Raw genomic sequence first — 16,171 nt, forward strand, 5'->3', positions numbered from 1 at the left:
GCACTCAGTGCATAGCGGCGACCGGTGCGGCCTCGTCCTCGGCGGCAACCCGCTGGATGCCCGACTTGTTGGACAGCGGGACCTCCTTGACGAACCAGACCAGGGCGAACGCGAGCAGGACCACGAGTCCGCCGACCATGAACACTGTGTCGAGCGAGCTGGCGAAGCCGTCCAGGATCGGCCTTGCCTCCCGCGCGGGCAGCGTGTTGATGAACGCCGTGTCGTTCAGGTCGAGCCCACCGGCACCGGCCGGCATCGGCGGCAGGCCGGAGGCGGCCCGTTCGCCGGCGATCCGGTCACCGACGATGCCGAACAGGATCGACAGGAACACCGCGGTACCCACGGTGCCGCCGATCGACCGGAAGAACGTCGCCGACGAGGTCGCCACGCCCATGTCCTTGGCAGGCGCGTCGGCCTGGATGGCCAGCAGCAGGCTCTGCATGCACAGGCCAAGGCCGATCCCGGCGAGCACCATCACCAGCATGGTCTGCCACAGCGGCGTGTCCGTCCCGATCTGGGCGAACAGGAACAGCGCACCGGTGGTGGCGGCCAGCCCGACGATCGGGAAGATCCGGTAACGCCCGGTCTTGGACGTGATCCGGCCGCTGCCCATGGCCGCGACCAGGATGCCGAAGGTCATCGGCAGGGTCATCAGCCCCGACTCGGTCGGCGTGGCGCCCTTGACGATCTGCAGGTACAGCGGCAGCGACATCATCATGCCGAACATGCCGACACCCATGATGAAGTTGATCACGTTCGTCAGTGCGAACACCGGACGGCGGAACAGGCGCATCGGCAGCAGCGCCGCGTCACCCATCCACCGCTCGACGAAGATGAAGGCCACCAGGCCCGCCACACCGGTCACGTACATCGCGATCGAAGCGGTCGAGTCCCAGCCCCACTCGCGGCCCTGTTCGGCCACGATCAACAACGGCACCAGGCCGACCGTCAGGGCTCCGGCGCCCCAGAAGTCGATGCGCTGCGGCACCTTCACGTGCGGCACGTTCAGCACCCGGCTCACCACGACCAGCGCCACCAGCGCGATCGGCACGTTGAGCAAGAACACCCAGCGCCAGCCGGTGATCCCGGCGAAACTGTCCAGTCCGGCGAACATCCCGCCGACCAACGGACCCGCCACACTGGACAGACCCCAGACACCCATGAAGTAGCCGGTGTAGCGGCTGCGCTCACGCGGCGAGGTGATGTCGGCGATGATCGCCAGCGCCAGCGACATCAGGCCACCGGCACCCAGGCCCTGCACCGCGCGGTAGGCGGCCAGTTCGTACATCGATCCGGCGATTCCCGACAGCAGCGAGCCCGCCAGGAAGAACGAGATCGCGGTCAGGTACATCGGCTTGCGGCCGAAGATGTCGGAAAGCTTGCCGTACAACGGGGTCGAGATGGTCGCCGTGATCAGGTACGCGGTGGTCGCCCATGCCTGGATGGTCTGGCCGTGCAGCTGGTCGGCGATGGTCTTCATGGCCGAGGCCATGATCGTCTGGTCGAGCGCCGCCAGGAACATGCCCAGCATCAAGCCGGACAGGATTGTCAGGATCTGGCGGTGGCCCAGCGCGCCGGCCCCTGAGGGGGCTGCCCCAGCGGCGGCTGTTGCCTGTTCGGACATCAGTTCTCTCCTTTGGAGCGCGCCATGAGCTCGGCGTGCTCGTTGATGAAGTTCGGGATGTTGCGCTCGTGGTCGGCCACGAACCGTTCGAGCAGTTCGACGAACCGCTGCAGGTCCTCGGCCGGCCAGTGCGCGAGCATCCGGGCCATCGAGCAGCTGCGCTGCTGGTGGCGGGCCTCGATGAGTTCGCGCCCCTTGCCGGTGACGGCGAGCAGGCTGGCCCGCCCGTCCGCCGGATCCGCGAACCGTTCGATCAGGCCGTCCTTGACCAGTCCGGCCACCTGCCGGCTGATCGTGGACGGGTCGGAGTACACAGCCTCGGCGAGTGCGTTCGACCGGACCGGGCCGATGCTGGTCAGCGCGCCGAGCAGGACCATCGCGGTCTTGTCGATGCCGATCCTGCCCAGCTGGGAGGACACCGCCGCCCACTGCCGGCCGAGACCCATCATGGCGTTCCCGACGCGAGCCCCCAACTCGATTTCGGCCTGGCTCGGTACGGCAGTCCCGGCTGTCGTCTCCGATGCGGCGACCATCTCGACCCCTTGATTTGCTTGCATCACCCAATTACTTGCTAGATACAAGCATGCACTTCTCGGTTTTAGTCCTCAACCGAATTAGCCGAGACCCGCCTCACAGCACGCTGGGTAGGCGGTCACACGCTCTGAGCAGCTGAAACCTTCGCAAAAGCGGCAGCGCCGACAGCCACCGCGTGCGCACCCAAGCGGGCACGGCCGATCTCCAAGCCAGCGTTCGTCGCCAGTACAGACGCCCGAACAGTCGCTCTGCACTCCCGCTCGAGCAGGTCCCACGCCCCCAGTACGCCGCCACCGAGCACTGCGATCTGACTGTCCAACACCGTCGCGACGACAGCCACCGCCTGCCCAAGCGCGGCACCCGCCTCGTCGAAGACCCGGCGTGCCGTCTTGTCGCCCGCACGCGCGCGGCGTGCGACCTCCACGGCGCCCACGGTTCCCCCGTATCGGCGACTGATCGACAGTCCGGACGCCACAGATTCAAGGTGACCACGTGCACCGCACGTACAAGGCTCGTTGCCGAAGCCAGGGGTATGACCGATCTCTCCGGCTCCCCCACTGGCTCCCCTCAGCAACACCCCGTCGCTGATCAGCGCGCCGCCGATGCCGGTCCCGACCATGATCCCGAACGCGTGACGGAAGCCACGTGCCGCGCCGACCATGGCCTCTCCATGCAGAAACGCGTTCACGTCGTTGTCCACGACAACCGGCAGCTCCAGCTCGCGGGCGAAGACGTCGGCCAGCTGTGTGCCCTCCCAGCCGACGAACACCTCGCTCGCCGTAGTCACCGCGCCCGTCGCAGGATCGATCACCCCGGCCGCGCCGATACCGATCCCCCTGGCTCCGGGCACCAGTTCCGCGGTGAGCGCCAGCGCTGTGCCCAGGATCGCACCGGGCGGCGACTCCGCCCGCCGGTGATCGAGTACGCGCAGGTCATCGTCACAGCGCACGGCCTGGATCTTGGTGCCGCCGATGTCCACCCCGACCCAGCTCATCGGATACTCATGGGTGTGTGTGCCGGGATCAGCATTGAGATCAGTGTCGAGACAGTCCGCGGTGTCCGGATCGCCCAACGAGCCGGCGCGGACCGGATAGAGCTGTGCGCGGGCCTGGCCGACGGCGGCCTGACGCCCAGCGCCGCACTGATCGAGCAGGCGGTCGCCGCGACCACGTCGACCGAGGTGCACGTGCTGATCCGGCCCCGGCCCGGCGACTTCCGGTACTCCGCCGACGAGATCGCGGTGATCCGCAAGGACATCTCGCTGGCCCGGCAACTCGGCGCCGACGGGGTCGTGGTGGGCGCCCTGGATGCGGCCGGCCGTCTCGACGTCGGCTTCATCGACGCTTTTGGCGATATCCAGACGACACTGCACCGGGCGATCGATGTCAGCGCCGACTCGCTGCAGGCCTTGGACGAGGCCATCTCGCTCGGGTTCACGCGGGTGCTGACGTCCGGGCGGAAACGTTCAGTCCTTGACGGCGCGCCCCTGATCAAGGAGATGGTGCAGCGCGCGGAAGAGCGCATCCAGGTGATGGCCTGCGGTGGCGTGCGGGCGAGCAACGCCTTGCAGGTCGTCGAGTCCACGGGGGTACGCGACTTGCACGCGGCCGTACGTACACCTGTCGGTGACGTGGGCGACGGCGACGTGTCGTTCGCGGGTGTCGGCGTGCCGGACGGGTTCGACCGGTTCGAGACCGACGCCGACGGGGTCGCGGCGTTGTGCTCCGTCATCCGCGGCTGACCCGCCGTTCCCGCTGTTCAACCGGGTCCGGCACGGGCGCCGCGGCGAGCAGCCTGCGTGTGTAGTCCTGTTGCGGCGCGCCGAAGACGTCCGCGCGGCTGCCCTGCTCGACGATCTTGCCGCGGTACATCACCGCGACCCGGTTGGCGAGCATGTCGACCACCGCCAGATCGTGGCTGATGAACAAGCACGAGAACTTCAGCCGCCGTTGCAGGTCGAGGAACAACTCGAGGATGCTGGCCTGCACGGACACATCCAGAGCGCTGGTCGGCTCGTCGGCGATCAGCAGATCCGGATCGAGCGCCAAGGCCCTGGCGATGCTGACCCGCTGGCGTTGGCCGCCGGAAAGTTCGTGCGGGTAGCGGTCTTTCAGCTGCTCGCCGAGCTCGACCGCGTCCAGCAACTCGGCGACTCGCTCGTTCCGCTTGGGCGCGCGATGCAGGATCAGTGGCTCCGCCACGCATTCCGCGACGGTCATCCGAGGGTCCAAAGAGGACGCTGGATCCTGGAAAACCATGCCGATCCTGGCTCGCAGCGGCCGCATCTTCTTCGCCGACAGGTTTGCGATGTCCTGACCGAAGAGGGCGATCGTGCCCTTGACCGGTTTCTGCAGGCCCACCGCGCATCGGCCGACGGTCGTCTTGCCGGAGCCGGATTCGCCTACCAGGCCGAGCACTTCGCCTTGGCCGATCTCGAAGGACACGTCATCTACGGCTTTGTGACCGGCAAACAACACCGTTAAACCGTCCACACGCAACACCGGTTCTTGACTCGCCTCGGCTTGACGTGTGCCGGTTCCCAATCTGGGCACGGCTTTGAGCAGTCGTCGGGTGTATTCGTGTTCGGGCCTGAGCAGGACATCGTCAACGGAGCCCTGCTCGACGATATCGCCCCGGTACATCACGACGACACGGTCGGCCAGGTCCGCGACCACACCCATGCTGTGCGTGATCAGCACAATCGCTGTGCCGAGCCGGTTCTTCAACTCCCTGAGCAGATCGAGGATCTCCGCCTGGACGGTGACGTCCAGCGCGGTGGTCGGCTCATCGGCGATGATCACCTTGGGGTCACAGGAAATCGCCATCGCGATCATCACCCGTTGCCGCATGCCGCCGGAAAGTTCATGCGGATATTGCCTGGCTCGTTCTTCCGGGCGGTCGAGCCCGACCGTTGAGAGCAGTTCGACGACTTTCTTGTGCACGTCCGGCAGGTCTTGGTGCAGTTTGATGGCCTCGGCGACCTGCCAGCCGATCGTGTGCACCGGGCTGAGCGCGGTCATCGGCTCCTGGAAGACCATCGCGATCTCGTTGCCGCGCAACGCCCGCAGCTGTTTGCCGGGCAACGTCCGGATCTCGCGGTCCTCGAGCCGGATCGTGCCGGTAACCTCGGCCTTCCGGGGTAGCAGGCCAAGGGCGGACATCGCGGTGACGGACTTGCCGGAACCGGACTCACCGACCACGGCGACGACTTCACCTTTCCTGACCGTGAAGCTGACCTGTCTGGCGGCTTCGACCTCGCCGAAGGTGATCGACAAATCCTCGAAGCTGAGCACGTCACCCATCAGTGGCCCCCGAACTTCACGTCAAAGGCGTCCCGCAGCCCGTCCCCGATGAAATTGAAGGCACACACCGTCATCACGATCAGCAGGCCAGGCGGCAGAATCAGCCACCAGGCCCCATCGTGGGCGTATGTCAGGCCATCTGAGAGCATTCCGCCCCAGTTCGCCGCGGGCGGTGGAATCCCCAGCCCCAGAAAGCTGACGTAGGCAACGAGCAGCACCGCGTCCGCGATCTGAAAGGTCGCGTTGACGATGACCGTGCCGATCGCGTTGGGAATGATGTGTTTCCCGATGGCCCGGACACTGCTGCCACCCATCAACCGCATCGACTCGACATAAGCCCTGCCCCTGAGCGCCACCGACTCCGCCCGCATCAACCTCGCCGGTACAAGCCACGACACCAGACCGATCACCAGAATAAGCATCGGCACACTCGGCGTCGTGATCGCAGCCGCGACCACAAGCAGGAACAACGCGGGAATCGCGATCCCAGCGTCGACAATGCGCATCATCACCGCATCGACCCAGCCGCCCGCGTAACCCGCCACCGCACCCCACAACATGCCGATGACAGTCGCGAGAATGCCTGCGGCCAGCCCGATCACCAACGACGTCTGCCCAGCCAGCATCAACCTGCCAAGCAGGTCATAACCGAGATCATCAGTTCCCAGCGGATGACCGTTCACTCCCGGCGCGAGCCGACCGTCCTGCAGGGTCGTAAGTACCTGCTCCGTCTTGTAGAAAAGCGGCCCCACAAAACAGAACAGCACAAGCAGCACCAGCAGGCCAAACCCGACAAACGCAAGCTTGTTGCGCAAGAACCGCTTCAGCCTGCGCGTGTTCGGCCCGCTCACGTCTTCACCCGCCGCGTCCGAGGATCGATCAACGCCTGCGTGACATCCGCCAGCAGACTCCCGACGACAGTGGCGACCGAGACAATCAGCACAACACCAAGGAGAACAGGAAAATCACTCGTCTGAGCAGCATTCCAGAACAGCAACCCCATCCCCGGATAGTTGAACAGCTTCTCGGTGACAAGGGCCCCACCGAACATGACCGGCAGGTAGTACCCCAGCATCGCGACAACGGAAGTGAGCGAGTTCTTCAACACATGCCGCGCAAGAATCCTCCGCTCAGAAGCCCCTTTGGCCCGCGCAGTCCGCACATAGTCCTCATCCAGATTGTCCACAACAGACGACCGAAGATAACGACTGAACACAGCCAGCACAGCAGCAGTCCCCGTCAGCACCGGAAGCACAAGCGCCTTCGAATCCGCGAAGATCCCCGCGACGGTGTCAGCCTGCGGAGCCTGAACCGGAAACCACCCAGTCCCAATCCCGAACACGATAAGGAGAACGAACCCCACCAAGAACACCGGCGTGGAGTAAAGCAGAAGCGTCACAGCACTCAACGCGTAGTCCGTCGGCCGGTTCCGCTTGACCGCCTGCCAAACTCCCAACGGAACCGCGACAACCAAAGCAACCAACGTCGACAACCCCGTTAGCACAAGCGTCTTCGGCAACCTGGCCGCAACCAGATCCCCGACCCGCTGGTTCAACTGATACGACTCCCCCAGATCCCCACCCAGCAACCGCGCAAGATAGTGGAAGTATTGAACAGGCAACGGCTGATCAAGCCCCTGCGCCTGCTCAAAAGCCCGAACCTGCTCCTCAGTGGCCTGCACGCCCAGGATCCCCTTCGCCGGCCCACCCGGAATCTGCTGCAGCAAAAAGAAAACAACAATGGTGACCACCCAAACCACCACAACCGCCTGCAACACCCGCCACACCAAGTACCTACCCACCGCAAACCCCAACCACGAGCCCACCACTACCCCACCCGAGTGAACCCCGAACGAACGGCCCACTCGCACCGGCTCCCCCCGCAAAACCGCCCCTCGCCCCTTTTCCACCCACTAGAATTGAAGCCGGGGCGGCCCCACCCCCTTTGGGAGGGTGGGGGCTGCTTGGGGGCTGTTGGGTGGGGGGCGTTTGCTTGGGGTTTCCGGTCTTGGCTGGGGTCATGAGACGGTCCAGCGTTGGGGTTGCATGGCGGCCAGTGGGTCCTGGTTGCCGATGTTGACGTTTTTCTTTATCGCGGAGATTTGGTAGACGGGGTTGGGGAGCCAGATGACTGGGAGGTCTTTGGCCAGGAAGTCGCTGTAGGACTTCATTGAGTCGTGGTCGGCGGTCGAGGTGGAGGCGGCTATGAGCTCGTCGGCTTTGGGGTCGGTGTAGCTGCCCAGGTTGGAGGTGGCGCCGGTGCCGAAGATCCGTTCGCCACTGGGGTAGGCCTCGAAGTACCAGCTGCCCTGAGTGCCGAAGAAGGAGAGCTGCCAGCTGCATTCGGGTTGGGCCGGCTGGCAGGCCTTGCTGTTGCCGAGGACCGTGTTGAGTGGGGCTTGCTTGAGTTCGAGGGCGACGCCGATCTTCGACAGCGACGACTTCAGCTCTGCCATCATGTTGTCGGTTTCTTTGGAGCCGCTTTCGGCGAGCAGGGTCAGGCGCAGGGGCGTGCCGGAGGCGATGCCTGGGCCGCAGAGGGCGGGGTTCGTGCATGTCGCGACGCCGTCGCCGCCGATGGTCCAGCCGTGTGACTCGAGTAGTTGCTTGCTTTTGGCTATGTCGAATGGGTACGGGTTGTTCTTCTGGGTGTCGGAGATGTACGGCGAGGACGGGTCCTGGGGAACGGGGCCGTAGCCTGCGACCGCCATGTCGCGCCAGATGTTCTTGACGATCGAGTCCTGGTCGACGGCGTGCTGGATCGCCTGCCGGACGTAGAGCTGTTTGAAGATCGCGCCTGCCTGCGGGTTGTTGAAGTTGTAGGGGATGTAGGTGATCGCCCAGCCTTTCCACGGCTGGACCTGGTAGCCCTTGGACTCCAGCGACGAGCGCGAGTTCAGGTTCGCCGAGGCGATGTAGCCGTAGTCCACGCCGCCTGTCTGCAGCACGTTGAATTCGGCGTCCGCGCTGGTGAACGGCTTGAACGAGATCTTCTCCAGTGATGAGACGTCCTCGCCGGTGTACTTCGGGTTCTTGACCAGCGTCACCTGGCCGCCGGTTGTGAACTCCTGCACGGAGTACGGCCCGTTGCCGGCTTTCCACAGTGGATTGCTCTGGTAGGTCGGCAGGTCTTTCGCCTGGGCGACAAGGAAGTCGAACACCTGCTGGGCGCCGGCTTCGGTCCGGTCGTGGTCGCCGATGGGCCCGTCGGCCGAGACCTTGTCCCAGGCTTTCTGCGGCATGGGCCTGACATTGATGAGTTGGTTCGCGGTGAACCAGTCGGGGCTGTACGGCTTGTCGAGCACGAACTGGAAGGTCTTGTCGTCGACCGCTTTGAACTCGGTGATGTTGTCCGGCAGACGGCCTTTCGAGTAGCCGCCCCACTTGGTCTTGTTGAACCTGACCAGGTTGTACCAGAACTCAACGTCTCTTGTGGTCAGTTTGGAGCCGTCTGCCCAGGTCAGGTCTTTCAACGTGACTGTGACTGTCTTGCCGTCGGGGCTGTACTGCGGCTGCTGCGCGGCGCCGGCCTTGAGGTCGAGCGCGACTGTGCCGGAGGTGCCGTTGTAGGTGTAGAGCGGCACGAACAACAGCTTGTAGATCGACGAGTTGTACGACGCGAGGTACCCGGGGATCCCCAGCGGCATGATCCAGTTCGGGGTCGCGTTGGGCGGCAACGCAAACGTCACGCTGCCGGGCTGAGCGGACGGTCCTGTGCCGGATTCACTGCTACAGCCCGCCGCGAGCAGTGCCGCGGCGACACCGGCGATCAGGAAACGGCGGGACATCGCGCCTCCCCGGGGTCGGGTGTGTGATTTTCCGGACGGTAATCCCATCGGCGAACCAAAAACAAGACCTCTCGTCGTAAGTTCCGGATTGAGGTAGTGTTTCCGAAGTTACTTGGTTCGTTTTCGAACAAAGGGAGCGGAGTTGCCGCAACCGCCGACCGCCGAGATCCTTCGGCTCGTCTCGACCGGCGAGGCCTCGTCACGGACCGACCTCGCGCGCCTGCTCGGGCTTGCCCGATCGACGGTGTCGCTACGCGTCCAGGAGCTCATCGACGCAGGTCTGCTGACCGAGACAGGCGAAGGACCGTCCCGCGGCGGCAGGCGACCGCGGGTTCTGCGACCGGCCGGTGGCGGTTATGTCGTTGGCGCGGATATCGGTGCGCGACACGTTCGGCTGGCGGCGTATGACCTATCGGGCGAACGTCTGCATATCACCGAGCATGGACTCGACATTTCCGAAGGCCCGGAGCCCTGCCTGGCAAATCTGCTCACGGCCATTTCGGAAATCAAGGAAACCTTGGCCGCACAGCAATTCCTCGGGCTCGGCGTCGGTTTGCCGGGGCCGGTCAACTTCCCGGACGGCCGGGTCGAGCGGCCCGCCAGGATGCCCGGCTGGCACGGGTTCGAAGCGCGCGATTGGCTGGCCGGACATCTCCAGGTTCCGGTCGCGGTCGACAATGACGCGAATGTCGTGGCGCTCGGCGAGTTCCACACTCGCAGTCGCGGCCCGGAGCATCTGGTCGTCGTGAAAGCAGGAACCGGTGTCGGCTGTGGAGTGATCGCCGCGGGTGCCGTTCATCGTGGCGCCAACGGGGTTTCCGGTGACGTGAGCCATGTCCGGGTTCAAGCAGCGGGCGATACGCCTTGTGCGTGCGGAAATACCGGTTGCCTTGAAACAATCGCAAGTGGTGCGGCGCTCGTGAAAAGCCTGGGCGCAACGGATACCGCACATTTGGTAGAACTCGCCAACAATGCCGAACCGCATGCGACCGCGGCGGTCAGACGAGCCGGCGGACACCTCGGCGAAGTACTGTCCACTGTGGTCAACTTCTTCAATCCGCACGCGGTCCTGCTGACCGGCAGGCTGGCGTCGATCGAGCCGTTTGTCGCGGCTGTTCGCGGCGCGTTGTACGAACGCTGCCTGCCGATGGCGACGCAGAATCTCGAAGTGGCCGTCGCCCAGGCGGGCGCCGACGCCGGCCCGCTGGGTGCCGGAATGCTGGCACTGCAGCAAGTTCACCGCAGAAAGGATTGACGAGTGCGTATCGGGATCGCCGGGATCGCCATCGAGAGCAGCACTTTCTCGCCGCACCGCACCGGGCTGGCGGACTTCCGCGTGACCAGGGGCGACGATCTGCTCGCCCGGTACGCGTGGACCCAGGACACGACCGTGGAGTGGGTTCCCTTGCTGCATGCGGTTTCCCTGCCTGGCGGGGCCGTGCTCACCGAGGTTTACGAGCAGCTCAAAAGCGAGATCTTGGAGCGGATCGCCGAGTCCTCACTCGATGGTCTGCTGCTGGATATTCACGGCGCGATGAGCGTGGTCGGAATGCTCGACGCCGAAGCCGATCTCGCGGCAGCGGTACGAAACGCGGTCGGCCCGAATGTGATGATCTCGGCCGCGATGGATCTGCACGGCAATGTGTCCCGTGATTTCGTGCAGCACTTGGACCTCGTCACGTGTTACCGCATGGCTCCGCATGAAGACGCCTGGGAGACAAAGAAGCGAGCTGCCCGCAATCTGGTGAGACAACTCCAGAAAGGCGAGAAGCCGCACTTGGCGTGGGTTCAGATCCCAGTCCTGCTGCCCGGCGAGAAGACCAGCACCCGCATCGAACCGGCGCGCAGCCTGTACGGCCAGATCGAGAAGATCGAAGCCATGGACGGGATTCTGGACGCCTCGATCTGGGTCGGCTACGCCTGGGCAGACGAACCCCGCTGCCAGGCTGCGGTTGTCGTAACGGGCGATGACGCGGAAGTGGTGCAGGCCCAGGCGACCAGACTGGCCAATGACTACTGGCGGGTGCGCGGGGATTTCGAGTTCGTAGCCCCGGCCGGGAGCCTTGACCACTGTATTCGTGAAGGCCTGGCCAGCGGGGTGAAGCCGTTCTTCATCAGTGACTCCGGCGACAATCCGACAGCCGGTGGCGCCGGGGACGTCTCCTGGACACTACGCGTGCTGCGTGCCTACAAGTCCAGGAAAATCATCTACGCGTCCATTGTGGATCCGCAGGCCGTTGCCATCGCACGCGACAAAAGCGAAGTCGAGCTGAGCGTCGGCGGCAAGATCGACTCCGGGCCCTCCGGGCCCGTGCCGATCACCGGGACTGTCCACAAGGTTCACCAGGACCCGGTCGGCGGGACGATCGTGGTGGTGCGCACCGGCGGCCTGCACGTGATCATCACCGAGCGCCGCAAGCCGTATCACCTGGTCGGGGACTTCACGGATCTCGACCTGGATCCCGCCGAGATGGACCTCACGGTGGTCAAGATCGGTTACCTGGAGCCGGAGCTCTACAACCTGGCCAAGGGCTGGCTGCTGGCACTGACTCCAGGTGGGGTGGACCAGGATCTGCTCCGGCTGGGGCACAGCCGGATCGAACGGCCGCTCTACCCGTTCGACCCGGACATGCCCACGCCTGACCTGACCGCGGCCCTCCTGCGGTAACAGCTAGTTCCAGCCCGGCATCGGGTAGCCGGCGAGCAGTTCCTTGACCTCGCCCGCGATTCGCTCGATCGTGGCCTCGTCGTCGTTGTTGGCGGCCTGGACCGTCTGGTCGATCCACTCCGCGACCTTCGGCATCTGCTCGGTGCCCAGGCCGCGCGTGGTGATCGCGGCCGTGCCCAGCCGCAGGCCGGACGGGTCGAACGGCTTGCGCGGGTCGAACGGAACCGTGTTGTAGTTCAGCTCGATCCCGGCCCGGTCCAACGCCTTCGCGGCGGGCTTGCCCGCGATGCCCTTGTTGGTCAGATCGATCAGGATCAGGTGGTTGTCCGTACCGCCGGACACCAGGTCGAAGCCGCGCTCGGTCAGGGCGGCGGCCAGCGCCTGGGCGTTGGCGACGATGCCGTGCGCGTACTCGCCGAACGAGGGCTTGCTCGCCTCACCCAGCGCGACCGCGATCGCGGCGGTCGTGTGGTTGTGCGGACCACCCTGCAGGCCTGGGAAAACAGCCTTGTCGATGGCCTTGGCATGCTCTTCGGTCGACATCAGCATGGCGCCACGGGGGCCACGCAGCGTCTTGTGTGTGGTGGTCGAGATGACCGCGGCGTGCCCGACGGGCGACGGATGCGCGCCACCGGCGACCAGGCCGGCGATGTGCGCGATGTCGGCCACCAGCACGGCGCCGACTTCCTGGGCGATCTCGGCGAAGGCCGGGAAGTCGATGGTGCGCGGAATGGCCGTGCCACCACAGAAGATCAGCTTCGGGCGTTCGGCCAACGCGAGCTCACGGACCTCGTCGAGGTCGATGCGGCCGGTGTCCTTGCGGACGCCGTAAGCCACGCTGCGGAACCACTTGCCGGTCGCGGAGACGCTCCAGCCGTGGGTCAGGTGGCCGCCGGCCGGCAGCGCCATGCCCATGACGGTCTCGCCTGGCTGCAGGAACGCCAGATAGACGGCCAGGTTGGCGGGCGAGCCGGAGTACGGCTGCACGTTGGCGTGTTCCACACCGAACACGGACTTGGCGCGCTCGATCGCCAGCGTCTCGATCGGGTCGACCAGCTGCTGGCCTTCGTAGTAGCGCTTGCCGGCGTACCCCTCGGAGTACTTGTTCGTCAGAACCGTGCCGGTGGCCTCGAGGACCGCGGTCGACACGTAGTTCTCCGACGCGATGAGCCGGATCTTCTCGTACTGGCGCTTGGCTTCGGCCTCCACCAGACCCGCGATCTCTGGGTCGGCGGCGGCGAGCTCGGTAATCGCGGGCTGATGCACGGTGGACGATCCTAGTCGCGTCCAAGCGCGTAGGACTGGCACAGATGTTACTGGTGAGTAATATAGCTGCCATGGACTACAGCAAGGTCGGCGAAACCATGAAGAGCACAGTCCCTTGGGTGGGTACCGCGGGGATCGACTTCAAGGAGATCACCGCGACCCGTGCGGTCGCCGTGCTGCCGGACGTTGAAGCCCAGCGCAATCACGTCGGCGGCCCGCACGCCGCGGTCACGTTCGGCCTGGCCGAGACCGCCTCCGGCGCGATTCTGCTGGCCGCCTTCGCCGCGCAGCTCGCCCGCGCGACCCCGCTGGTGGCCAGGTCGGCGATCGAGTACAAGAAGCTCGCCGTCGGCGACCTGACGGCCGAGGCTGTGCTCGGCCGCCCGGCCGAAGAGGTCGTCGCGGAACTGGACGCAGGTCAGCGGCCCGAGTTCCCGGTCCACGTCACGGTCCGCAACGCCGAAGGCGTGACCACCGCCGAAGTGACCGTGACGTGGACGCTGCGTCCTAATCGGACTTAATCAGATTTGACGTGTACACCCATCGACCGGGCGGTGCCCGCGATCGTGCGCATCGCCGCCTCGATGTCGGTCGTGTTCAGGTCGGGCAGCTTGCGGACCGCGATGTCCCTGAGCTGGTCCCGGCTCAGGATCCCGGCGTTGTCGTGGCCCGGCCGGCTCGCGCCCTTCCCGCCGAGCGCCTTTTTGATCAGGAAGGACGTCGGCGGGGTCTTCAGGCGCAGCTGGAAAGTCCGGTCCTCGAAGACCGTGATGACCACCGGGACGATCTCACCGCGCTGCGCGGCCGTCGCCGCGTCGTATTCCTTCTTGACCGCGACCAGGTTCACCCCGGTCTGGCCGAGCATCTTGCCCAGCTCGGCGACCGGAGCCTCGCCGGCGGCCAGTTCCATCGTGACCTGGTGGCTGCTTTTCTTCCTGGGTGGCATCGCTCGCCGTCCTTTCCTTGACGGCGAGCGACGCTAAAGTCTCTCGTTACCGGAGAGTCAAAACTATTTCCGGAAACGCCAGGTCTTGCTGTCGAACAACAGGCAGATACTCGGCGACAACACCACCACGCGCAGGGTGCCGTCACGCTCGTCGTAGTCGATCCCCTCGACCTCGAAGTTGCCGCCACACCCGCTTTCCTGCGGCAACGCGCCGAGTGCCGTGACCTGACCGGAGACGTCACTACCGCTCAGCGCACCGGCGAGATCCACTTGCAGCAACGGTTTCTTGATTCCGAACAGCGATCCCTCAGGGTCGTCGGACGAGCAGAGCAGCTGCGTCGGCGAGGTGAAATCGCACCCCTGAACATCCCGGACCGGCCTGTTTAGACGAATGGCGAACGCGTACGGAAGATTCTGCGCCGGCGTTGTGAAAGCGATGCCCGGCATCGGATGGACGATCAGCCGGGTCATGGTTCCCCATTCACCCGCGACCATCCACCGGCCGTCCGGGGACACGGCGGCGAACGAGTTGTTGTTGGCCTCCCAGGATTCCAGTGCGTGCTGGTATTCCGACCAGGTGCCGTTGGGGGCCTGGACCCGGAAGAGTTTCGCGCCCCGGTCGTCACGCTGGTACGGCTCGACGTAGAAGCCTTGCCCCGCACCCGGGTCGCCGACGTGGTTCCAGCCGCGGCTGGACACTCCGGCAGGGATCGTGCCGACCCCGGTATAGCGGATGATCGTCTCATTGGGACGAACGATCGTGGCCAGCCCCTGGCTCTCGTCCAGTGGCCGCGCCCGATCCGAGCCGATCGGATTCCACGGCCCGATCGGCGACGCTGCCTGCGCGATGCCCGGGACCAGTGCCGTGATCATGGTCGCCAGGACGGCGACGATGCCTGCTCTGCGCATAGGCCCTGTGTACCTGGCGTATCTGTCGTTCCGATAGCCGCCACATGAACCATATTCACGTTTTATCGGTCGGCTTTCACTGCGGCTGACTCGGCCTGGCCAGGCGCAACGCGGCGTCCAGTTCGGCGTGCGCCTGCGGATGCTCGGCCCACCACTTGGTGAAGTGCGGATTGCGATCCACCACCGCGCGGTACGCGTGGGCCGCGCACGCGAAAGCCTCATGAGCCCGTCCGGCGACCAGGCCGTCGGTCCGGGTGGCCAGCATGACCCGGATCGAGATGGGATCACCACGAAGAGGCCGGATGGCAATACCGTCCCAGTTACGCGACGCGGGCGAGGCCAGCGACACGGCACCCGCGGACACGAGCGCCCGCGCCGCGCCGGTCTCGATCACGTGATGGGTGATCCGCGGTGTGAAGCCAAGCGCGGCGCAGGCGGTGTGCAACTGCATGCGCGCGCTGTCGTAGTCGGGAGGGAGCGCGACCCAGTCGTACTTCTCCAGCTCGGCAAGTGGAATCGTCTCGTACGAGGCAAGCGGGCTCTCCTCGGAGACAGCGACGAACTGCGGTTCGTGCAGCAACGTCCGCACCTCGACGCCGGTGAGCCTGCGCCGGTCCACACCTTCGAAGTAGTCGAAGACCGCCAGATTGGCGCGTTTGGACACCAGCATGTCCAGCAGGCTCTGCCAGGACCAGTCGATCTCGGTGCGGACCTCGGTACACCGGAACCGTGCCCGGAGCTCTTCGACGAGCTGGCTGACCCACAGCATGGGCATGGCCGCGGCGACGAACGGCCCCTGGGAGGGCACGCTCGCGCGCTCCCGTGCGGAAGTCAGCAGCTGGGAAAGATCTTCGAGCACGACGTGCGCGGAGCGGATCACGTACCGGCCCAGGTCGGTCGGGATGCTGCCGGCCGGGGTGCGCTCGAAGAGCTGCCCACCCACCAAGCGTTCGACCGATCTCAGCTGAGCGCTCAGGGCAGGCTGGGTGAGACCAAGGCGGGCTGCGGCCTTGGTCACACTGCCTTCCTCGGCGATCGCACAGACCGCTCGCAGGTGGCGAAGTTCCAACTCAGCCATAAGTGTCCTTGATACCCCTTTTGGATGAGCGTGAGCTAGCCCCTGGAGGCGGGTTTT

The 16,171-nt window shown here is 65.4% G+C and carries 15 protein-coding genes; 4 read left to right on the forward strand and 11 right to left on the reverse strand.

What is annotated here, in order from left to right; translation table 11 throughout:
- Nucleotides 1-4: 4 nt before the first annotated feature.
- The 3 genes from JOF56_RS08620 to JOF56_RS08630 form a co-directional block, all read right to left on the reverse strand.
- Nucleotides 5-1,624 (reverse strand): MDR family MFS transporter, encoded by a 1,620-nt coding sequence (locus tag JOF56_RS08620; RefSeq protein WP_209636191.1) that lies wholly within the window; start codon nt 1,622-1,624, stop codon nt 5-7.
- Nucleotides 1,624-2,157, reverse strand: coding sequence for a MarR family winged helix-turn-helix transcriptional regulator (locus JOF56_RS08625; RefSeq protein WP_245378197.1), 534 nt, complete (start codon nt 2,155-2,157; stop codon nt 1,624-1,626). The genes JOF56_RS08620 and JOF56_RS08625 overlap by 1 nt, the downstream gene beginning before the upstream one ends.
- A 119-nt stretch (nt 2,158-2,276) precedes the next feature.
- The gene (locus JOF56_RS08630; RefSeq protein WP_209636193.1) at nt 2,277-3,152 is read right to left on the reverse strand and encodes an ROK family protein; all 876 of its coding nucleotides are present in this window, start codon (nt 3,150-3,152) and stop codon (nt 2,277-2,279) included.
- Between the two features lie 15 nt (nt 3,153-3,167).
- Here JOF56_RS08630 and JOF56_RS08635 point away from each other — a divergent pair, with 15 nt between their 5' ends.
- On the forward strand, nt 3,168-3,899 hold the full coding sequence (locus JOF56_RS08635) for a copper homeostasis protein CutC (RefSeq protein ID WP_209636195.1): 732 nt from the start codon (nt 3,168-3,170) through the stop codon (nt 3,897-3,899).
- Here JOF56_RS08635 and JOF56_RS08640 read toward each other — a convergent pair.
- The 4 genes from JOF56_RS08640 to JOF56_RS08655 form a co-directional block, all read right to left on the reverse strand.
- Nucleotides 3,886-5,460, reverse strand: a complete 1,575-nt coding sequence (locus tag JOF56_RS08640; protein ID WP_209636197.1) for an ABC transporter ATP-binding protein — start codon at nt 5,458-5,460, stop codon at nt 3,886-3,888. The two genes, JOF56_RS08635 and JOF56_RS08640, sit on opposite strands and share 14 nt — an antisense overlap.
- Nucleotides 5,460-6,311 carry an ABC transporter permease gene (locus JOF56_RS08645; RefSeq protein ID WP_307854989.1) on the reverse strand — a complete coding sequence of 284 codons (852 nt, stop codon included), beginning with the start codon at nt 6,309-6,311 and terminating at the stop codon, nt 5,460-5,462. Before JOF56_RS08645 ends, JOF56_RS08640 begins: the two co-directional genes overlap by 1 nt.
- Nucleotides 6,308-7,288 carry an ABC transporter permease gene (locus tag JOF56_RS08650; protein ID WP_307855777.1) on the reverse strand — a complete coding sequence of 327 codons (981 nt, stop codon included), beginning with the start codon at nt 7,286-7,288 and terminating at the stop codon, nt 6,308-6,310. The genes JOF56_RS08645 and JOF56_RS08650 overlap by 4 nt, the downstream gene beginning before the upstream one ends.
- 189 nt (nt 7,289-7,477) lie before the next feature.
- Nucleotides 7,478-9,247 (reverse strand): peptide ABC transporter substrate-binding protein, encoded by a 1,770-nt coding sequence (locus JOF56_RS08655; RefSeq protein WP_209636201.1) that lies wholly within the window; start codon nt 9,245-9,247, stop codon nt 7,478-7,480.
- 142 nt (nt 9,248-9,389) lie between these two features.
- Between JOF56_RS08655 and JOF56_RS08660 the strand changes: the two genes are divergently transcribed.
- Together JOF56_RS08660 and JOF56_RS60025 are read left to right on the forward strand one after the other, a co-directional pair.
- Complete coding sequence (locus JOF56_RS08660) at nt 9,390-10,502, forward strand: ROK family transcriptional regulator (RefSeq protein WP_245378199.1); 1,113 nt, start codon at nt 9,390-9,392, stop codon at nt 10,500-10,502.
- A 3-nt stretch (nt 10,503-10,505) separates the two neighbouring features.
- Nucleotides 10,506-11,915 (forward strand): M81 family metallopeptidase, encoded by a 1,410-nt coding sequence (locus tag JOF56_RS60025; RefSeq protein ID WP_209636205.1) that lies wholly within the window; start codon nt 10,506-10,508, stop codon nt 11,913-11,915.
- Between the two features lie 3 nt (nt 11,916-11,918).
- Here JOF56_RS60025 and glyA read toward each other — a convergent pair whose 3' ends face one another.
- Nucleotides 11,919-13,181 (reverse strand): serine hydroxymethyltransferase, encoded by a 1,263-nt coding sequence (gene glyA / locus JOF56_RS08670; RefSeq protein WP_209636206.1) that lies wholly within the window; start codon nt 13,179-13,181, stop codon nt 11,919-11,921.
- 71 nt (nt 13,182-13,252) lie between these two features.
- Between glyA and JOF56_RS08675 the strand changes: the two genes are divergently transcribed.
- Entirely contained in the window at nt 13,253-13,702 is a 450-nt protein-coding gene (locus JOF56_RS08675) for a DUF4442 domain-containing protein (protein WP_209636208.1), read from the forward strand.
- On the opposite strand, the gene JOF56_RS08680 is transcribed toward JOF56_RS08675, so the two are convergent.
- The 3 genes from JOF56_RS08680 to JOF56_RS08690 all read right to left on the reverse strand — a co-directional run bounded on the left by JOF56_RS08680 (nt 13,699) and on the right by JOF56_RS08690 (nt 16,114).
- Complete coding sequence (locus JOF56_RS08680; RefSeq protein ID WP_209636210.1) at nt 13,699-14,127, reverse strand: uL11 family ribosomal protein; 429 nt, start codon at nt 14,125-14,127, stop codon at nt 13,699-13,701. The genes JOF56_RS08675 and JOF56_RS08680 overlap by 4 nt on opposite strands.
- Before the next feature lie 63 nt (nt 14,128-14,190).
- Entirely contained in the window at nt 14,191-15,036 is an 846-nt protein-coding gene (locus JOF56_RS08685) for a hypothetical protein (RefSeq protein ID WP_209636212.1), read from the reverse strand.
- A 76-nt stretch (nt 15,037-15,112) separates the two neighbouring features.
- On the reverse strand, nt 15,113-16,114 hold the full coding sequence (locus tag JOF56_RS08690; protein WP_209636214.1) for a LysR family transcriptional regulator: 1,002 nt from the start codon (nt 16,112-16,114) through the stop codon (nt 15,113-15,115).
- Nucleotides 16,115-16,171: the final 57 nt, after the last annotated feature.

It is taken from the genome of Kibdelosporangium banguiense (genome assembly GCF_017876405.1).
Taxonomy (GTDB): Bacteria; Actinomycetota; Actinomycetes; order Mycobacteriales; family Pseudonocardiaceae; genus Kibdelosporangium; species Kibdelosporangium banguiense.